We start from the raw sequence: 18,352 nt of genomic DNA, 5'->3' as shown, positions 1-18,352 counted from the left end.
ACACTGTTGCCAATTGTCTCACTCGTTGAAAAAGTCGTGCCCAATTTCGCATCGATTGTTTGTATTAAAAATCCTTTTTCTGTCCAAACGCATCCACATCGGCAATCGATGAACGTTACGCACTGACCAGCGCTGACTGACCTACTTTATCTTCGGCAAACAGCAGGCTAATCTGCACACCATTCATCTGGTTGATTTGCAGCTTGCCCCCCAGCTGTTTGCTCAACCCCCGAATCAGACTCATGCCCAGCGTGCGACTTCGGGAAGGATTCAGGTCAGTTGGTAAACCGATACCGTCATCGCCGATTAAAAGCCAGAAATTATGATCATCCACCTGGTTAAGCTCAATTTGTATAGTTCCACTTCGATCCATCGGAAACGCATATTTCAGGGAGTTTGTAATGGCTTCATTGATGATCAGCCCCAGTGGAACGGCCAATGTAACGTCTAGATCGACCGGCGTAACGGCAATCTGCTTTTTTATATTCCCCTTAAGGTCAAACGTACCCATCAGGTACTCAACAATTTCATTGATGTATTCAGCCATTGGAATGCTGGACAACCGGTTTGATTGGTACAATTTCTGGTGAATCAGGGCCATCGCATGAACCCGGTTCTGGCTTTCGCGGATGGCGGCCAGCGCGGCCTGATCTGTAAGGTAGGTAGATTGAGAATGGAGCAGGCTGGTAATGATTTGCAGGTTGTTTTTTACCCGGTGGTGAATTTCCCGAAGCATCCATTCGCGCTCCCGTAATAAATGTTCCTGATCATCGACTGCCTTTTGGAGGGATCTGTTTTTCTGATTGATCTCCAGCTGTTTGGCTTCCAGGAGCTGGTTACTCCGTTGCTTGAGGTGGTAGCGATTGTAGCTTAGCCCCAACAGTAAAATCAGCATGATAATGCCCACAATAGTACCGTTTCGAATGGTGTGGGCCTGTTGTAATTGATTCTGCTGCAAGTGGCTTTGCTTCGTTAAAAATTGAATATTCTGCTGACTGAGCTTTAAATTCTGATCTTTCTTCTCGCTTTCGAACTCAATTTCCAACTGGGCGATCTGCCGGCTTTTTGTGGTATTCAGCAAAGAATCCTGGAGTCCTTTGTAGCGTTGATAATGCCGAATGGCGGAAAAATAGCTGGTTTGGGTCGAATCCAGCTTGAACCATTGCAGGTGATTTTTAGCTAACGCCATGATCGACCCGTTTAACTGGCAGCGCGATTCATTGAGGGCCAGATACTGCCGGGCCTGCTGAAACTGCCCGCTCTTAATAAAAAAGTTGATAACCGCCTGATAAATGCGGGCGTGGCCCAAACTCCCAATGCCTCCTTTGGCCAGTAGTCCCAATGCCTGATTGCAGTAGGTCTGAGCAAGTTTAAACCGATTTAGTGCCGTATAAATCGTAACAAAACGAAAGTCGACCAGCAGTTGGCTTTCCGCTGTCGTTGGTGGATATTGTCTGGACTTTTCCCGTAAAAAGCGAAGGGCCTGCTCCGATTTATGTTGTTGAACTAACAAATCAGACAGGTTGCCCACCAGATGCAGGATGTAGGCATTGTTTTTATGTTTTAAGGCAATGGCCAGCGATTTCTGAAAATAAACTTCCGCCTGTTTGAACTGACCCATCCCATAATACGTGAGGCCCACCCGGTTATAAATAGTACAGAGTGTCAGTGAGCTATCCTTGTTCGCTTCGGCCGCCCGAACAGCCATCAAACCAAACGCCAGTCCTTCTTTATAATCGCCCAGCTTTGCCGATACGAACCCGAGCAGATCATATACCGTAGCTAAATCTGTATGACCAATCGCGCGAAATAACCTAAGGGCACTTTGCAGTTCAGTCAGGGCTAACGCATAATTTTCCTGTATCTGATGGAGATCCGATAACTCCTTATACATGTCAGCCTGTTTAACTTTATCGTTGGCCTGGATAAAACAAGCGAGTGCTTTTTCGTAGAAATGAATCTTTTTGGGCAGTTCATCGCCTTCGAGCGTGTAAAAACGAGCTTGATTCATGTACACATACCCAAGCTGATCCCATTGCTTATGGCGCCGAAAAAATTCACCTGCCTGCTCGGCATATAGGCTGGCTTTCGAAAAATCTCCTTTTTCCAGCCAGATCAGGAATGAGGTATAAGCAGCCTCACCCAGGCAGGTCTGATCATGCAACGATTGAGCTAATGCCGTGGCCTGCTGGCTCATCCGTAACGCCGTGTCCAGATCATGAGCATCTTCACCTGGTTTAAGGACGTAACACTGACTCAATTGAAGGAGTAAGTTCACCCGGTTGGTATCCAGTTTACGAACGCTCAATAAGCGTTGTAGACTATCAATTTGAGCCGGAGACCATTGCGCATTGACCGATAAGGTTGACAGCGTCCACACGGCCAGAAAAATGTACTGCTTCATTATGTCCAATACCTTAATTGATACCAGATGAGGAAGTGGGTGGCTGAGCGGAAAGTACTTTTCGGATACCCAGCTTTTCCATCCGATACTCCAGTGTGGTTGGTTTTAAGTTCATTAATTCAGCAGCTCCACCGCTGCCCCGGATACGCCCGTTCGTTTGTTTCAGAATCGCCAGAATGTATTCCCGTTCTGTTTCCTGTTGAATCTGTTTTACATCCTGCAAATCTTTTGGCGTTGACATCCCCGATTGACCATACCCAATCAAACTGGTGTCTGGATGAAGCGTGGGGCCAGCCATAGTCCTGGAAAACAGGCTGTTCACCAGGGGGCGGCCCAGCGTTAACGGTGTATGACCATCGTTGATGATAACCGCCTGTTCAATCACATTTTCCAATTCCCGGATATTTCCCGGCCAACTGTAATTGATCAGCTCATTGAGTACGGTCTCACTAATGCCTCGAAAGGGTTTCCCTAATTTACGGGCCGAACGTTGGGCGAAAAACTGGGCCAGGAGCGGTATATCGGCAGGCCGTTCCCGTAGCGTTGGTAAGGTAATGGGAAACGTAGCTAACCGATAATACAGGTCCATCCGAAAACGGCCTTCGGCTACTTCTTTTTCCAGATACCGGTTGGTGGCAGCCAGCACGCGTACATCCGTTTTGATGGGGGTACGGCCGCCTACTCGTTCGATCTCTTTTTCCTGCAGTACGCGCAGTAGTTTGGCTTGTAATTCGAGGGGCATTTCCCCAATTTCATCCAGAAAAATAGTGCCTCCCTGCGCCAGTTCAAACTTACCGATCCGCTTCTCGAAGGCCCCCGTGAACGACCCCTTCTCATGGCCAAAAAGTTCAGACTCAATCAGCGTTGCCGGTAGGGTTGCACAGTTGATTTTGACCAGAATTTTATCTTTCCGGGCCGACAGGTTATGGAGTGCCCGGGCAATGAGTTCTTTTCCAGTGCCGCTTTCACCCAGAATAAGTACGGTTGTGTCGGTATTAGCAACCTGGGTTACCTGATCAAAAACCCGTAACAGGCGTTGACTCCGGCCAATGATCTCTTCAAAATTGGCTAATGTTTTGACCTCTTCCTGGAGGTAGTTATTCTCCCGTTTTAATTGTTCGCTCAGGCGGGCCACTTCCTCAAAGGCGAGCACCCGCTCCAGCATTAACACAACCGGTTGCTCCAGCCGCTCCAGTAAACTAACGTGCCGGGACAGGTAAGCATCGGATTTACGACTCAGGAACGAAATACTGAATGTATCAACTGGCCCTACCCGTAGCGGTATCGTTAATGCCGACTCAAACCGGAATGTTTTAGCCAGTAACTGCCTAAACGGACTCTGTTTGCAGAGAACGCTAAACGAATCGTCAGTATAGCGAACAGGGCCGGGAGGTAGCTGGTCAACTTGTAACTGGAGAAGTTGATCGATGGGGGTGTTCGTCATCTGCTGGAAATCGGCCAGACGTATCGTTTGATACTCCTCAAAGCCCACCCGGTAGTAATTAAAATGCTGGATTGTGCCGTTTTTCTGGTATTGAATCGACATGAAATCGAACGGCACATGCTGCTGAAGAACCATCGCAGCCTTCAGCAGCTTCTGTTCCCAACTTTCGGGAGCCGACAGGGCATCCATCAGGGCAATCTGAAGCGCCTTTTCTTCCCGGAGTTTCATTTCAACACTATGCGCATGGCGGTATCGACTGATTTCCAGCGTCGTCAGTATATCTTTTTCCCGAAACGGTTTGACAATATAGCCAATTGGCTGTGTGGCCTTTACCGCTTCCAGCACACTCTTATTGTCATTGGCTGATATGTAAATAAAGGGAATGCCAAGATCGTCCAGTTGCTTTGCCAGATCAATGCCGGTTTCTCTTCCCTTCAGGTAAATATCCAGTAAAACGATATCGGGCTTTTGTTGATCCATAATTGCCACGGCTTCGGAAACAGAGTCGGCAACGCCAATGACTGGATAGCCTGCTTCCTGTAAAATGAGCTCCAGGTCATTCGCAATAATGTATTCATCTTCAACGATTAATATTTTACAGGCAGACGGTGAGGAAAGAGGAGGGTTGACTGGTGATTGCATAGTCCGAAATGGGTTAAAGGATTGCATACACAGACCGCGTTTTCATCTGCTTACAAGAATTAGTCCCAATTATGCCTGAGAAGCGCAAAGGGCATGAAAACGATTGTTAAACTAACTACTTTATTTAGTATAGCGATTAAGAGAAGGAATAAATAGCTCATAAATTGAGTAAAAATTAATTGCATAACAGGCTTACTCAAACTGAAACCGGAGGCTTGATTCAACTAGGCCTACGGAAAAAATAGAAAACTCCAGTTTTTTTGGAGTTCTCCAAATTGAAAAATCAGGCCAGTTGACCGATCAACACCCAAAAAGGATTACTGCCTGTTGATAATGAGGAATTTGGAATTCCTCACCCCATTAAATTGCTATTTTACGCAGGTGTCAAAGGCTGGCACTTACCTTGATAGAGCCTATAGTCATGAAGCTTACCTCTTGTTGATATGGCTATTCCCAGGCATTTAATCGAAGTAGTTTACGGTGTTTTTTCGGACAACAACCTAAGCCGAATACTGCCCGTGCTGGATGAGAAAATTGTGCTATATATCGCTGAGAATGGCCCTGCCGGTAATGAATACCATGGCAGAAGTGGTTTTTTAACTATGATGTCCAGCCTTTACACAATTTGTGAAAACCTCAGCGTGCATTCGCTCGTGTATTTCATGCCGGAAAATGATCCCCAACAAAACGCTGTTATTACGACCGGTTTTTTTGAAGGTAAACTTCTGGCAGACAACGAACCCGCTGTTGTTCCTTTTGTCCACTGCTGGCAAATAAAAGATGATCGGGTAGTTGAATTGAGGGCATTTAGCTGGGATTCTGCCAAACTCCTCAACCGATTGCAACAGGCGAATAGAGGCCCTAATCTCCCGCCAAACGGGCATAGTACGGCGAACGGGAGCAACCTGCCCTAACACCTAGCACACCTACTTAAACCAGGCATGCATCCACTCGAAACGGTTCTACTGCTACTGATTTTTGTTATCGGGCTGGCGCTGATAGCCCGGCGACTACATCTGGTCTTTCCGATAGTACTGACGGTAGGCGGCTTGCTTATTGGCTTTATTCCCGGCCTGCCAAACGTAGGGTTAGATTCCTCGGTTGTGCTGCTGGTTTTTTTACCACCCATTCTCTACAGTGCGGCCTGGTATACCAACTGGAGCGACTTTCGCCGAAATTTAGAGCCTGTCGTTGTGCTCGCCCTGGGCTTGGTGCTGGCAACCAGCGTGGGTATAGCGTACGTAGCGCAATCGGTTATTCCCGGCTTTACGCTGGCTACGGGCTTACTACTGGGAGCTATCGTTTCGCCTTCCGATGCCGTAGCCGCTACAGCGATTATGAAGACGCTGGCAGTTCCCCGAAAAATTGTCGCTATTCTCGAAGGCGAAAGTCTGGTTAATGATGCAACCGCATTAGTACTCTTTCAACTGGCTCTGGCCACCATGAATACCGGGCGCTTTTCATTGACCAGTTCGCTACTGGATTTCATTTGGTTAGCCGGGGGCGGAGTTGGTACCGGACTTGTTATTGGTTATTTATCGTTCTGGTTGCACAAGTACGGCAATCTGGAGCCCGCGCTGGAAACAGTGCTGACGTTTGTGACGGCTTACTCGGCTTATATTGCCGCAGAACATCTTCAGTTAAGCGGGGTACTTAGTGTGGTTACGGCGGGATTATTGTTAGGCCATAAGCAGTCAAGCGTACATAGCCCAACCACACGGATGCAGGCAGTAGCGGTCTGGGACTTTGTCGTTGTGCTGCTGAATGGGCTAATCTTTATTTTGATTGGGTTGCAACTGCCGCATGTGGTGGCTTCAATCAAAGGGCAGTCGCTGGGGCAACTCGCCTGGTTCGGATTACTCATTAGTTTGACCGCTGTGGCAATCCGCTTCCTGGGAATCTTTATTGCGGATACAGTTTCTACCCGGATACGAAAGGTGTTGCACCTTGCGCCTGTGTTTCCGTCTTACAAACACACGACGCTGTTGGCGTATATCAGCATGCGGGGCATTGTATCCCTGGCGGCTGCCCTGTCGATACCTGAACGACTTCCTAATGGCCTGCCATGCCCCGGCCGGAATCTAATCCTGTTTATTACGTTTTGTGTGATCCTCTTTACGCTGGTCGGGCAGGGGAGTATGCTACCTGTTGTGATTCGGGCTTTACAATTCGGTCAGCCGTCCACCGACTATTTATCCCGCCGGGAGATCCGTAAACGGCTTTCCCGTAAAGCGCTGACGGTGATTCATCGTGTAATTGATCAGGAAGGGCTTAGCGGAGACACTGTCCAGGAAATCATTGACCGACATCAGGAACGCGTTGATGCGCTTGAAGGAAGCGATTCCGCTAAGACGTTGTCTCAGCATCAACTCAGTCAAAAACTGACTTTATCATCCCTTCAGGCGCAACGGGCTGAGTTATTATCCTTACGGGACGACCAATTGATTGATGTAGACTTGTTCCATGAATTAGAAAACGAACTGGATCGGGAAGAGATACAGTTGCAACGAGCTGATGCATAAAAGATTACCATTTAAAAAAGACTCCTGGTAGCTTTCGGAAATTCTTTGTGATCCGGATCATATAGCAGATTATACCTGAAAAGTTTGTTTTATGATCCTCTCTTTTTACTGGAATACCATCTGTTTGTACCGCTGCCTAAAGGACTTCTGGCTGTAGTTTTGTTCTGACGAAAATAACCAGGTCAAGACCCAACTACTCCTTGATTGAAGGCAATACTAACTGCCGGTTAACCTGATCAATGAAGGGGAATGGCTTTGTAAACCAAGAATACCAATCGCTAATTTTTATCTACTCTCAATAGTTTAATCCTACAATCATGAGCAAGATCACAGTAAAAGACGGTACCGAAATTTTTTACAAAGACTGGGGAACAGGACAGCCTATTATGTTTCACCACGGCTGGCCTTTATCGGGCGATGACTGGGACACACAATTAATGTTCTTCGTAGCGCGTGGATTTCGCGTGATTGCCCATGATCGCCGGGGGCATGGCCGTTCATCGCACACATCTGAGGGTCATAATATGGACACGTATGTCGCCGATGTGGCAGAACTGGTCCAATTTCTTGATTTAAAAGATGCGATCCACATTGGCCATTCAACGGGCGGTGGCGAGGTGATTCATTATGTGGCCAAACATGGACAGGGCCGGGTTGCTAAAGCGGTGCTGATAAGTGCGGTTACACCCCTAATGGTCCAGACAGAAGCCAACCCTGACGGTGTTCCGATGTCGGTATTTGACGAAATACGGGAAGGAACGGCTAAACACCGCCCCCAATATTTCCAGGATTTTACGATTCCATTTTATGGATACAATCGGGAGGGGGCAACCATCTCGCAGGGCATTCGGGATAACTGGTGGCGTCAGGGCATGATGGGAAGCATAAAAGCCCATCATGATGGTATCAAGGCTTTTTCAGAAACCGATTTTACGGAAGATCTAAAAGGTGTGGATATACCAGTTCTGGTCCTGCATGGCGAAGATGACCAGATCGTTCCGTTCCCCATTTCCGGGGCAAAAGCGGTTAAATTGCTAAAACACGGGAAATTAATTTCGTACCCGGGCTTTCCCCATGGTATGCCCACCACTGAAGCGGATACCATTAATGCGGACCTACTGGCTTTTATTAATTCATAATGAATCAATAGGTTAGGTCAAGATTAAATCAAAAGAGCTGTCATTATTTTTATTGACAGCTCTTTTGATGCGTTAACAGTTGATGGCCAGGACTATCGTTATCTTGCCCCCTGGTCGTCATTGGAGTTATCCCGCAATTTCAATACGCGTTGATAATATGTGTTGTCAGGAAAACTATCGGTGGGTTTCCTGAATGAATTTATTGATTATAAAGATGAAGCTGTTTTAAACTTCATGAAAAATCCCCGTAGCCATGTGAATTTTGAGCGGGGCGACCCGTGGCGTGCGAACTTTCAATAAACACAGCAATGGCGATCATCAGCAAAGCTATGATTGAAACCGCATAGGCCGCCCTGCTGGATTTTACTTCATTTGCCAATCGGACAGCGTGGCTTTGAAACAAGCACCTATGGAGGAGATTGTCGCAAAAACCGGCCGGGGCACCTGGGCGATGTCAATGGCGTGGATTGTCCACAAAAGGACGTTTTTCTGAATGCTTTTCAATCAACGCCTATTCTAAGCCTAAATCGTTCATACAAGGGGTTGTTATCTAATTTAATATATAGTTGGGACTACTCAGGATAAGTCAGTGGCAAGCATAGCCAGGAAATGTCATGCGAAATACGCCTACCTGTAGACACCGTACGTACATATGTACTCTCACTCATTTTTAAGCTCAGGAAGGCCGAGTGTAGTGCAAAAAAAGTTAGCTTTGTTTCAAGCGTTACTCAACTAACCCATAAACAACTAGCGATGCCTGTAGGCTACACGTCACAGCAGACGATTTAGCCTGAGCTTGCTGAACGGGTATGACTCTATCCATACCGTCAATTATACGTACACTGGTCTGTCTGATGAGCCTGCTGGCCTCATCGGGCAGTCTGCGAGCGCAGTCGTTTCGCTTACCCCAGCCTCAGGTCATTACCGACCGCCAGGGACTACCCCAGGCCTTTGTGCCCTCCATTCTTCAGGATAAACAGGGATTTATCTGGGTCGCCACCCGCGATGGCCTCTGTCGCTACGATGGCCAGCGGTTTAAGGTTTTTCAACCCGACCCCGACGGACGCCCCTCGCTCTCCTTTGCCGGACTCAACCAACTTGAACTGGATCGGCACGGACGCATCTGGATCCTTTCCGAGCGGATGGATATCGATGTCTTCGACCCACGGACGGAAACTTTTACCAATATCTCCCGGCAGGCCGCCTTTCGCCGACTGGTCAAACCCGGCACTGCGTATAAGTTTCGCATTGACCGACAGGATCGGCTCTGGTTAGTAGTGTTTGGCACTGGCATTCTTTGCTGGGATGTGGCCAAAAAACAGGGGCAGTGGTTCCGTCACCAACCCCGGCAAGCTGCTTCTCTTATTACCAACTCGGTAAACGATCTTCTGGAAGGAGCGGATGGGACGATTTGGCTGGCTACGTCAAACGGGCTCGACCGATTCGAAGAAGCCAGCCATCGGTTTACCCACATTCGACACCAGCCGGGCCAGGCCCAGTCGCTGCCCGAAGATTCGTTAGGCGCCGTTCGGCTTCGACCGACCGGCGAGCTTATGCTCTTTTCCAGGTACTATCTGACCCTGCTACAGCCCCGTACAGGCCAGTTGCGTTCCTATCGATTACCCGCCCAGGGGAACGATTGGCTAGGCGCTCATACGGCCATCGACCGGCAGGGAACGGTCTATTTCGGTCGGATACAGAACCTGTTTCGGTTTACCGACCAACAGGGTGTCCAACTCGTGGCCCACTGGGACCAGCCCAACGATGAGTGCCGGAGTTTGCTCGTTGATCGGACCAATGTCTTATGGATGGGCACCACGGGAGCTGGTATCCGCACCTACAATCTTCAGCCGAGCCCGTTTCAGAAGCACCGGTATCAACATGAATTTTATTGGGACCTGCTCACCCGCGATTCGCTGGGACTACCCCCCGTTCCCCCAGCGGTACTGGCCAGCCTGCGGGGATTGATCAACTATAATTTTCGATCGACCTTCGACCGGGCCGGCTGTTTCTGGTTCAATGTAGGCACCTCGGACCTCTACCGGCTGGATCGGGAAACGGGCCAGGCCGGGCATTTCCCCTTGCCTATCCGCTTGCGCTACTTGGACGGGAGTACAATGATCCCGTTCCCCATGACCACCGATCCAAAGGGCCGCGTTTGGGCGGTGTATCACTCCACGGCGTTCTGGTTCGATGAGCCGACCCGGCGCTGGAACCGGTTTCCCTACCCAATTCCTATCAGCTTATCTTCGGGTCCCATTACCGAACTGGTGGTCGATGAGCAGGCGCTCTGGCTGGCCAGTCAGGTGGGGGGACTCTGGCGGCTCGACCGCCACAATGGCGAGATCCGGCAATTTGTCAACCGGCCCGGCGATGCCACCTCCCTGAGCAGTAATACCTTGTACTGCCTGTCGGCCGATCCCGCTGATGGCAATCGGCTATGGATTGGTACCTTTGGTAGTGGGTTGTGTCTATTCGATAAACGAACGGGGCGGTTTCGCCGGTTTACCCAGGCTCAGGGTCTACCCAACAACGTCGTCTACTCGGCTCTGGCCGACCGCTATGGGTATTTGTGGATGGGTACCAACAAAGGCTTATGCCGGATGAACCGCCGGAGCTTTACCACCCAAACCTTTACGCGGGATGACGGTATTATGGCCGACGAGTTTAACCGCTACCACTACGTCCGGTTCCCCGAGGGAAACATCCTGATGGGTGGTCTGGAAGGATTCACCCTATTCAATACCCGCCAGATCGGTCAGGATACTTTTGAGCCACGAGTTGAATTAACCGAGCTTCAGGTAAACAATCAGATTGTTCAGCCTGATCTGCCAGAACCAGACGGCACAGACGCCACGACGTCCGCCAACCGATCCTTAGTGGAAACCTCCGTACTGGGTACGTTACCTATCCAGGCTACTAGCCAGCTCACTCTGGCGCATAACCAGAATTACCTGACCGTTCAATTTGCCGCCCTGCAATTTAATCGACCCGCCAAAAACCGGTATCGCTACCGCCTGGAAGGTCTGGAAGATGCCTGGAAGGAGACGAACCGGCCCGAGGCTAATTATACCAACCTGCCACCGGGCGATTATGTCTTGTTGCTCAATACATCCAACACCTCGGATCGATGGAGCCGGTACGTGCGCAAACTGGCCATTACCATTCAGCCGCCCTTCTGGGCCACCTGGTGGGCCTACGGGTTGTACGCCCTGATCGGTTTAAGCATGGCCTGGGCTTTACTTCAGGTGTACCTGAATCGAATCCGACTCAACCAAACCATTCAGCTCCGCCAGCAGGAAGCCGACCAGCTCAGGGCCGTCGATACGATGAAGTCCAACTTCTTTACCAACATCACCCACGAGTTTCGGACACCCCTGGCGCTGATTCTGGGTCCCACCGAACAGATGGCCAGCGAGAATCCGGGCCCTAAAAATCGGCGAAGACTGCAAACGATCGAACAGAACGCCCATCAACTCCTGGGCCTGATCAATCAACTGCTGGACCTGTCCAAGCTGGAAGCCAGCGTCATGCCCATCCACGAGTCGAGAGGGAACCTCACTGAGTTTGTCCAGCACTGGCTCAATCCTTTAACTGATCAGGCCGCCATGCAGGGACTCCATCTGACATTTACGTCTGAGGTAACGGGCGATTACTGGTTCGACGCCGAAAAGCTGGAACGGATTGTTTATAACCTGACGGCCAACGCGCTGAAGTTCACCAAAGCTGGCACGATTACCGTAACGTTGACAGAAGCGTCGGGGCCTATCCGACTGACCGTTGCCGATACGGGCGTTGGCATTTCGGCTCAGGACCTGCCTCACATTTTCGATCGCTTTTACCAAGTGAGTAATACAGCTGATCGGGTATCTCACCGGTCCGTCCAGGGAGTTGGCCCCGACCAGAGCGGAACCGGTTCGGCAAGCGATACAACCGCTACGCCGGGTACGGGCATTGGTCTGGCGCTGGTGCAGGAACTGGTTCTGTTACAGGGGGGGCACATTTCAGTCGAGAGCCAGCTAAACCAGGGCACTACGTTTGTGGTGGAGTTGCCCTACCGCCGGGTTGATGCGTCGGACAATGCACCGGACGGAGCTACCCACTGGCACCGGGAAACCAGCGACGACATCGGGGAAGCCTCGGATGAATCAGATCATCCCCGCTTGCTCGTGGTGGAGGATAATGATGAGCTGGCTCGCTTCATTGCCGAAAGTCTGCCCCGCAACTACCGCATCCAGCGGGCCGTCAATGGTCAGGATGGCCTGAAGCAAGCCTTGGAGCAGATGCCTGATCTGATTCTCTCGGATGTGATGATGCCGCTGATGGACGGTTTCACGCTCTGTAATCAACTGAAAGCCGACCTGCGTACCAGCCATATTCCCGTTATTCTGCTAACGGCCAAGTCGTCGGTGGAGAATCGGCTGGCGGGGCTCTCGCTGGGGGCCGATGACTACCTGACCAAGCCTTTTCAGATCACGGAGCTTCAACTCCGGGTGCGCAATCAGCTGGTGAGTAAACAGCGGCAACGGGAGTGGGTACAGGCCAGTCTGCGTAATCCTGATCCGGCTTCCCCTCCGCCATCTCCCGAAACCACAGACCCGTTTCTGATTCGCTTATACGCCCTGTTTGAGGCCAACCTGAGCGATTCGGGCTTTGGCCTCGACCAACTGATGCGTGAACTGGGCATGAGCCGCACCAACCTGTTCCGCAAAGTAAAAGCCCTGACGGGACTGACGGCCCATGAACTGCTCCGCAATTACCGCCTGAAACAAGCCGCCCAGCTACTACGCTCCAATGTTTCAGTGAGCGAAACTGCCTATCAGGTGGGCTTCGAGAGTGCGGCCTACTTCAGTAAATGTTTTCGGGAACTGTATCAGCAGAGCCCCAGTGAATTTGCCGCTCAAGCCTGAATGTCAGTTCGCTGAACTGTGCTTCATACGCCATATCTTCGAGATATGGCGTATGAAGCACAGTTCAGCGAACTGACTCATTTTATGCTTTGGTGCCAATTGGACCATTTCTTATCGGATTTGGACCATTTGTTATCGTTCCCCGTACCACCCGCCCTCTACTTTTGACCTGGTCTTTCAGAAACGATAACCAGTACGTTTTCACGTGTTCATTCGCGATCACCATGGTCAAAAAAATCCTCAAATGGACCAGCCTTGCCCTGGGGAGTCTGGTTCTGCTGCTCCTGCTTTTTTATGGTATTGTCTATGCCAAAACCGAAGCGGATATTCATAAAGTGTATGCGGTAACCCTCCAGCCGCTCCCTATTCCCGACGACTCAGCCGAGTATATCGCTGGCCGACACATTGCCGAGATCCGGGGTTGTCTGGGTTGTCACGGGGCTAATCTGGCAACAGGTGAAGTATTCGCCGATGAACATTCACCAATCGGCTACATCCAGGCCACGAATATTACGAGTGGCAAGGGGGGAATTCAGTACACCGATCAGGACTGGATTCGGGCGCTCCGGCATGGCCTGGGAAAAGACAACAGATCACTCTGGTTTATGCCCTCGCATGAGATCTGCGGCTTGTCGAACCAGGATATGGCCGCCCTGATCAGTTACGTTAAAAAGCAGCCACCAGTCGATAAAACGACTCCACCAAAATCAATCAAGCCACTGGGGCGGATTCTGACGTTTTTGGGTGAGTTTCCGTTGTTGCCCGCCAAAGAAATTGATCATACCGCTACATATGTAGACGAGGTAAAACCGGCCATCAATGCCGATTATGGGAAATACCTGGCCGTGACGTGTACGGGCTGCCATACGGCCAGTTACAAAGGAGCGCCTTCCCGTTCGCCCGAACAACCGCCTATCCCCGACATTTCATCGACCGGCCACCTGGGCAGCTGGACACAGCAGGACTTTGTCAAGTTGTTTCATAATGGGAGAACCCCTGAGGGCCGTGTACTAAGCCCGTATATGCCGGTCAAATCCTTCACGTATTCCGACGATGAATTGAAAGCTATTTATCTGTTTCTGCATGAAGTAAACTGAAATTAAGATGAACCTAACCCAACCCAGACACCGATCTATGCACACCATTTTTCAATATCCTCAGCGGTTTACGCAGGTTGCGGATGACGTTTCGTCACCAGCCACGACGCTGACGCCCGCTGTTCAGAAAAAGTTTGAACGGCTTTGGCACCTGGTCGGCAACACGCCCATGCTGGAAGTATTTTACACGGATCAGGGGCAGCCTCGTTCGCTCTACGTTAAATGTGAGCAATACAACCTGACCGGCAGCATGAAAGACCGCATGGCGCTTCATGTCCTGTATCAGGCGTATCGGGAAGGCAGGATCCGTCCGGGCGACCGGATTGTGGAAGCCACCAGCGGCAGTACAGGGATTGCCTTCTCGGCCATAGGCCAGGCGTTGGGGCACCCTGTTACCATTATCATGCCCGCCGGTGTTAGCCAGGAACGGATTGACATCATTCGAAGTCTGGGAGCCGACGTCGTGCTGTTCACCAAAGAAGAAGGCGGGTTTATGGGCGCCATTCACCGGTCAGAAGCGATGGCCGCCTGCGACCCACGTATTTTTTTGCCCCGCCAGTTCGCCAATACCGATAACACGGAAGCCCACCGCCTGACCACAGGCAACGAAATCTGGCGCCAGCTGGAAAGCGTAGACGTTATACCGGATGCCTTTGTGGCCGGGGTCGGTACGGGGGGGACGGTCATGGGGGTAGGCCGTTACCTGAAATCCCGAAACCCGGCCATTCGCGTTCATCCGCTCGAAGCCGCTGAATCGCCCACGCTATCGGTCGGCTACAAAACCGGAACGCACCGGATTCAGGGCTTCTTTGATGAGTTCGTTCCCGGTATTCTACAGCTAGACGAACTGGATCATGTGGTGCAGGCCAGCGATGGCGACGCTATCCTGATGGCTCAGCAACTGGCCTGCCAATTGGGTATCGCCGTAGGGATTTCGTCGGGAGCCAACCTGGTCGGTGCCATTAAGCTACAACAGAGAATGGGCCCAAAAGCCCGTGTGGTGACGGTTCTGTGCGATTGCAACAAAAAATACCTAAGCACCGACCTGGTTCGGAAAGAACCCATCAGACCCGGCTATATCGCCCCCAACATTGCGTTCACGGATTATCGCCCCATCGGCCGCTTGCTGGCAGACCGACCGGGTGTATTTTAATCGGTATCTCATTCATCTATCTTATCATGAACGTCCTACTGATCGGAGCCTCGGGCACCATTGGCACAGCCGTCGCTCAACTCTTTACCAAGCAGGGGTTTACACTTATCGGAGCATCCCGTTCTACGCAGCCCGGCGTTGACTTTACCAGCCTGGCCAGTATCGATGCCTTTTACGAGCCGATCGGCGAGTTGGATGCCCTAGTGATTACGGGTGGTGATGCGGCCTTTGGTCCCCTGGATCAACTGACCGATGCCCAGATAGAACTGACGCTATCAAGCAAGCTGATGGGCCAGATTAACATGGTACGTAAAGGAATCGCCAGGTTGCGGCCCAAAGGTGTGTTGGTGATGACGGGGGGCATGCTGGCCTATACGCCCTGGCCCGGAACGTCGCTGGTGGCCATGGTCAATGCCGGTCTGGAAGGCTTTGTCCGGGCGGCTGCCCTGGACATGACCCAGGGCCGAAGACTGGTGATTGTTCATCCCCCGCTTGTGGCCGAAACGGCTGGTTTATTTGGTCTGGATGGCACCCAATACCCAACGGCGGCCACTGTAGCCAGCGCTTATCTGGAAGCCGTGGAGAGCGGCCAGAATGGAACGGCAGTTTTTGTAAGCGGCTACGCTCCAGCCAATATCTCTGGCCTGACTGATAGTAGTACCGATGATCAGGAGAGCCGTAATCCTGGTCTGACCAACTACGTTATTTAAAACTAACCACCCTTTTTTATCCGCTTACACGCTATGAAACAACAGTACACATTTACCCGTCAACCACGACACGTCTATGCACGTTTGTTGGGCAGTCTTCTGTCGGGCTTGCTTTTACTGCTGACTGGGTTAAACGCGCAGGCGCAAAAAAACTGGGTCGGGACGACGACGAACTGGAACACAGCCAGCAACTGGAGCCCGGCTGGCATTCCTACGGCCAGCGACAATGTAGTGATTGCCGCTAGTGCTACTAAGCAGCCCGTTCTAACTGTCTCGGCTCTAGCTGGTTCGGTAGAAGTACAGAGCGGAGCTTCACTGAGTATTACCAGTGGTGGTAAGCTAACCTTAAACGGCTCCAGGGACTTTGGTAGCGGCCAAACAACGGCTTTCTACACGAGTGGCACGGTCACCAACGCGGGGCAGTTAGTTATTGGCAACACGTCAGCGGTAGGTCGGTATGGACTTATAAACAAGGGAAGCTTCTCCAACGAAACGGGGGGGGCATCGCTATCGACCGATCAACCAGCTATGGTTTGCAAAACAGTGTTACTACAGGAAAGCTATTCACCAACTCAGGGCAAATCATCATCGGGGCTAACACAACGGTGGGAATCATAGGCCTGGCAAACTCGGCTCGCTTCGATAATAATCCAGGGGGTGTTATCTCCATTAACGGAACATCATGGTACGGCCTGGAAAACAGTTATATATTCAATAACGCGGCTCAGATTTCCATCGGAGCCACTGTAGAGGTGGGTTTCGTTGGATTTTATAACCTGGGCTCTCTGGACAATAGTGCGGGTGGAATTATCAGCATTGACCGAACGTCCAAATTTGGTATGTGGAACACTGGCCTCGTTAACAACGCAGCCAGAATTACGATTGGCAGGGTCGCACAAGCAGCCTATTGGGGACTCTATAATCAGACTACATTCAACAACAATCCGGGCGGAGTTATCGCCATTGACCGCACAACCAACCTTGCCTTGAAGAACGAGGATAACAGGACTATTGGTTTAAGTGATCCTTCTGATGATATATATCCTTATCCTGACCGTATACCACAGCTCGCTGGCCCTGGCATCGATACCTATGCCGAGTTTACCAACAAGGGTCAGATTATTATCGGAGCCATCGAACAAGTCGGCTTGAATGGTATTCGTAATGTAGGCAATTTTTACAACACCGGTTGTGACGCTTATATAGAGAGCTATGGCAACGTAAGCCACTATTTTGTACGCCGGGCTAACCGGCCAGACGAATACCATAACTATACCCAGTTTAACAACTCCGGTTTCATCATTGAGTATGCGCCTTGCTGTAGTGGCCTAATTACTAATAATTCAGGGGTAATACGAAACCTCAATGGGGGCTATTTTGATGTTGCCAATAACACAGGCATACTGACCACTACCCCAGGAGGTGGGCCCAATGCCGGTCCCATTCTGACGGTCAATCCCTCTCTGACCATCAGCCAGGGACAGACGACTACCCTGACCGCTTCGGAAGCGGTTAGTTACCGATGGTCAACCGGACAAACGACAGCCAGTATTTCGGTCAGTACGGCGGGCACCTACTCCGTGACTGGTACCGTTGGAGACTGTTCGGGCACTGCTACCACGATGGTCACCGTACGTACCCCCGATCTGTCGCCCACCCTAACGCTGCCCCAGGCCAACTTTGCCGCCAGTGGACCCGAGGCTACCCGCAACTTTACTATCAACCTCTATGAAGTGGGACACGTACCAACGGCTAGCGGGACGGTGGTCATTACCTTAACTGCCCCGACGGGCTATAGTCTGGCCTTTTCCAACACCCTTACCAGCCTTCTGGTGTCAGGGGGCGGCAATACCCCCATTGCTGTCCAGAATAGCAAGTTTCATGTGACTAATAACATAGGTAATCAGCAGCTCACCCTAACCATCAATTCGGGAGAAGGCATTGGTGCCGATAGCCAGTTGATTCTGGGCTTTAGTATGACCCGAACCAGTGCCAACTCGGGCAGTTTGTCCAATATTACGGTCAACGTAGCAAATGACGGTAACCCGACTAATAATGTGTACGCCCGTATTATTACCGGCTTGTAAGTGGCCTGGCGATCGTTTCCTATACTAATCCTGAACTGCGCTCACTTAACCCGTCTTGACAGCCCTCTAGGCATCATTTTGGATCATTTCTTATCGGATTTGGACCATTTGTTATCGTCTGACGGGGTGTCTGCCTCCTAGTTTTGGCCTGTCCTTAGACGCGGACGATCCGCCTTGCATCCTGGAGGAACCTGGCCCGACCGACGTCTCCACCCGCAGCCTAAAAGCCGCGGGCGCGGCATCC

The 18,352-nt window shown here is 50.9% G+C and carries 11 protein-coding genes; 9 read left to right on the top strand and 2 right to left on the bottom strand.

What is annotated here, in order from left to right:
* Positions 1 to 115: 115 nt before the first annotated feature.
* On the bottom strand, positions 116 to 2,404 hold the full coding sequence (locus EXU85_RS26120; protein ID WP_142774904.1) for a histidine kinase dimerization/phosphoacceptor domain -containing protein: 2,289 nt from the start codon (positions 2,402 to 2,404) through the stop codon (positions 116 to 118).
* 13 nt (positions 2,405 to 2,417) lie between these two features.
* Positions 2,418 to 4,490, bottom strand: coding sequence for a sigma 54-interacting transcriptional regulator (locus tag EXU85_RS26115; RefSeq protein WP_210422408.1), 2,073 nt, complete (start codon positions 4,488 to 4,490; stop codon positions 2,418 to 2,420).
* A gap of 443 nt (positions 4,491 to 4,933) precedes the next feature.
* On the opposite strand from EXU85_RS26115, the gene EXU85_RS26110 reads away from it, so the two are divergent.
* The 9 genes from EXU85_RS26110 (at position 4,934) to EXU85_RS26070 (ending at position 18,108) form a co-directional block, all read left to right on the top strand.
* Positions 4,934 to 5,404, top strand: a complete 471-nt coding sequence (locus EXU85_RS26110) for a nuclear transport factor 2 family protein (protein WP_142774903.1) — start codon at positions 4,934 to 4,936, stop codon at positions 5,402 to 5,404.
* A 27-nt stretch (positions 5,405 to 5,431) separates the two neighbouring features.
* Positions 5,432 to 7,012 carry a Na+/H+ antiporter gene (locus tag EXU85_RS26105; RefSeq protein ID WP_142774902.1) on the top strand — a complete coding sequence of 527 codons (1,581 nt, stop codon included), beginning with the start codon at positions 5,432 to 5,434 and terminating at the stop codon, positions 7,010 to 7,012.
* A gap of 317 nt (positions 7,013 to 7,329) precedes the next feature.
* Positions 7,330 to 8,151: an alpha/beta fold hydrolase gene (locus tag EXU85_RS26100; RefSeq protein ID WP_142774901.1), complete on the top strand. Its 822-nt coding sequence runs from the start codon at positions 7,330 to 7,332 to the stop codon at positions 8,149 to 8,151.
* An 809-nt stretch (positions 8,152 to 8,960) separates the two neighbouring features.
* Positions 8,961 to 13,061: an ATP-binding protein gene (locus EXU85_RS26095; protein WP_142774900.1), complete on the top strand. Its 4,101-nt coding sequence runs from the start codon at positions 8,961 to 8,963 to the stop codon at positions 13,059 to 13,061.
* Positions 13,062 to 13,285: 224 nt separating this feature from the next.
* Positions 13,286 to 14,158 (top strand): cytochrome c, encoded by an 873-nt coding sequence (locus EXU85_RS26090; RefSeq protein WP_142774899.1) that lies wholly within the window; start codon positions 13,286 to 13,288, stop codon positions 14,156 to 14,158.
* 37 nt (positions 14,159 to 14,195) lie between these two features.
* Entirely contained in the window at positions 14,196 to 15,311 is a 1,116-nt protein-coding gene (locus EXU85_RS26085; protein ID WP_142774898.1) for a PLP-dependent cysteine synthase family protein, read from the top strand.
* A gap of 26 nt (positions 15,312 to 15,337) precedes the next feature.
* The gene (locus EXU85_RS26080) at positions 15,338 to 16,021 is read left to right on the top strand and encodes a short chain dehydrogenase (protein ID WP_142774897.1); all 684 of its coding nucleotides are present in this window, start codon (positions 15,338 to 15,340) and stop codon (positions 16,019 to 16,021) included.
* Between the two features lie 33 nt (positions 16,022 to 16,054).
* Positions 16,055 to 16,639, top strand: coding sequence for a hypothetical protein (locus EXU85_RS26075; protein ID WP_142774896.1), 585 nt, complete (start codon positions 16,055 to 16,057; stop codon positions 16,637 to 16,639).
* Positions 16,555 to 18,108, top strand: coding sequence for a hypothetical protein (locus EXU85_RS26070; RefSeq protein ID WP_168207871.1), 1,554 nt, complete (start codon positions 16,555 to 16,557; stop codon positions 18,106 to 18,108). Before EXU85_RS26075 ends, EXU85_RS26070 begins: the two co-directional genes overlap by 85 nt.
* Positions 18,109 to 18,352: the final 244 nt, after the last annotated feature.

The sequence above is a fragment of the Spirosoma sp. KCTC 42546 genome, assembly GCF_006965485.1.
Taxonomy (GTDB): Bacteria; Bacteroidota; Bacteroidia; order Cytophagales; family Spirosomataceae; genus Spirosoma.
This window is presented reverse-complemented; position numbering and strand designations above follow the sequence as displayed.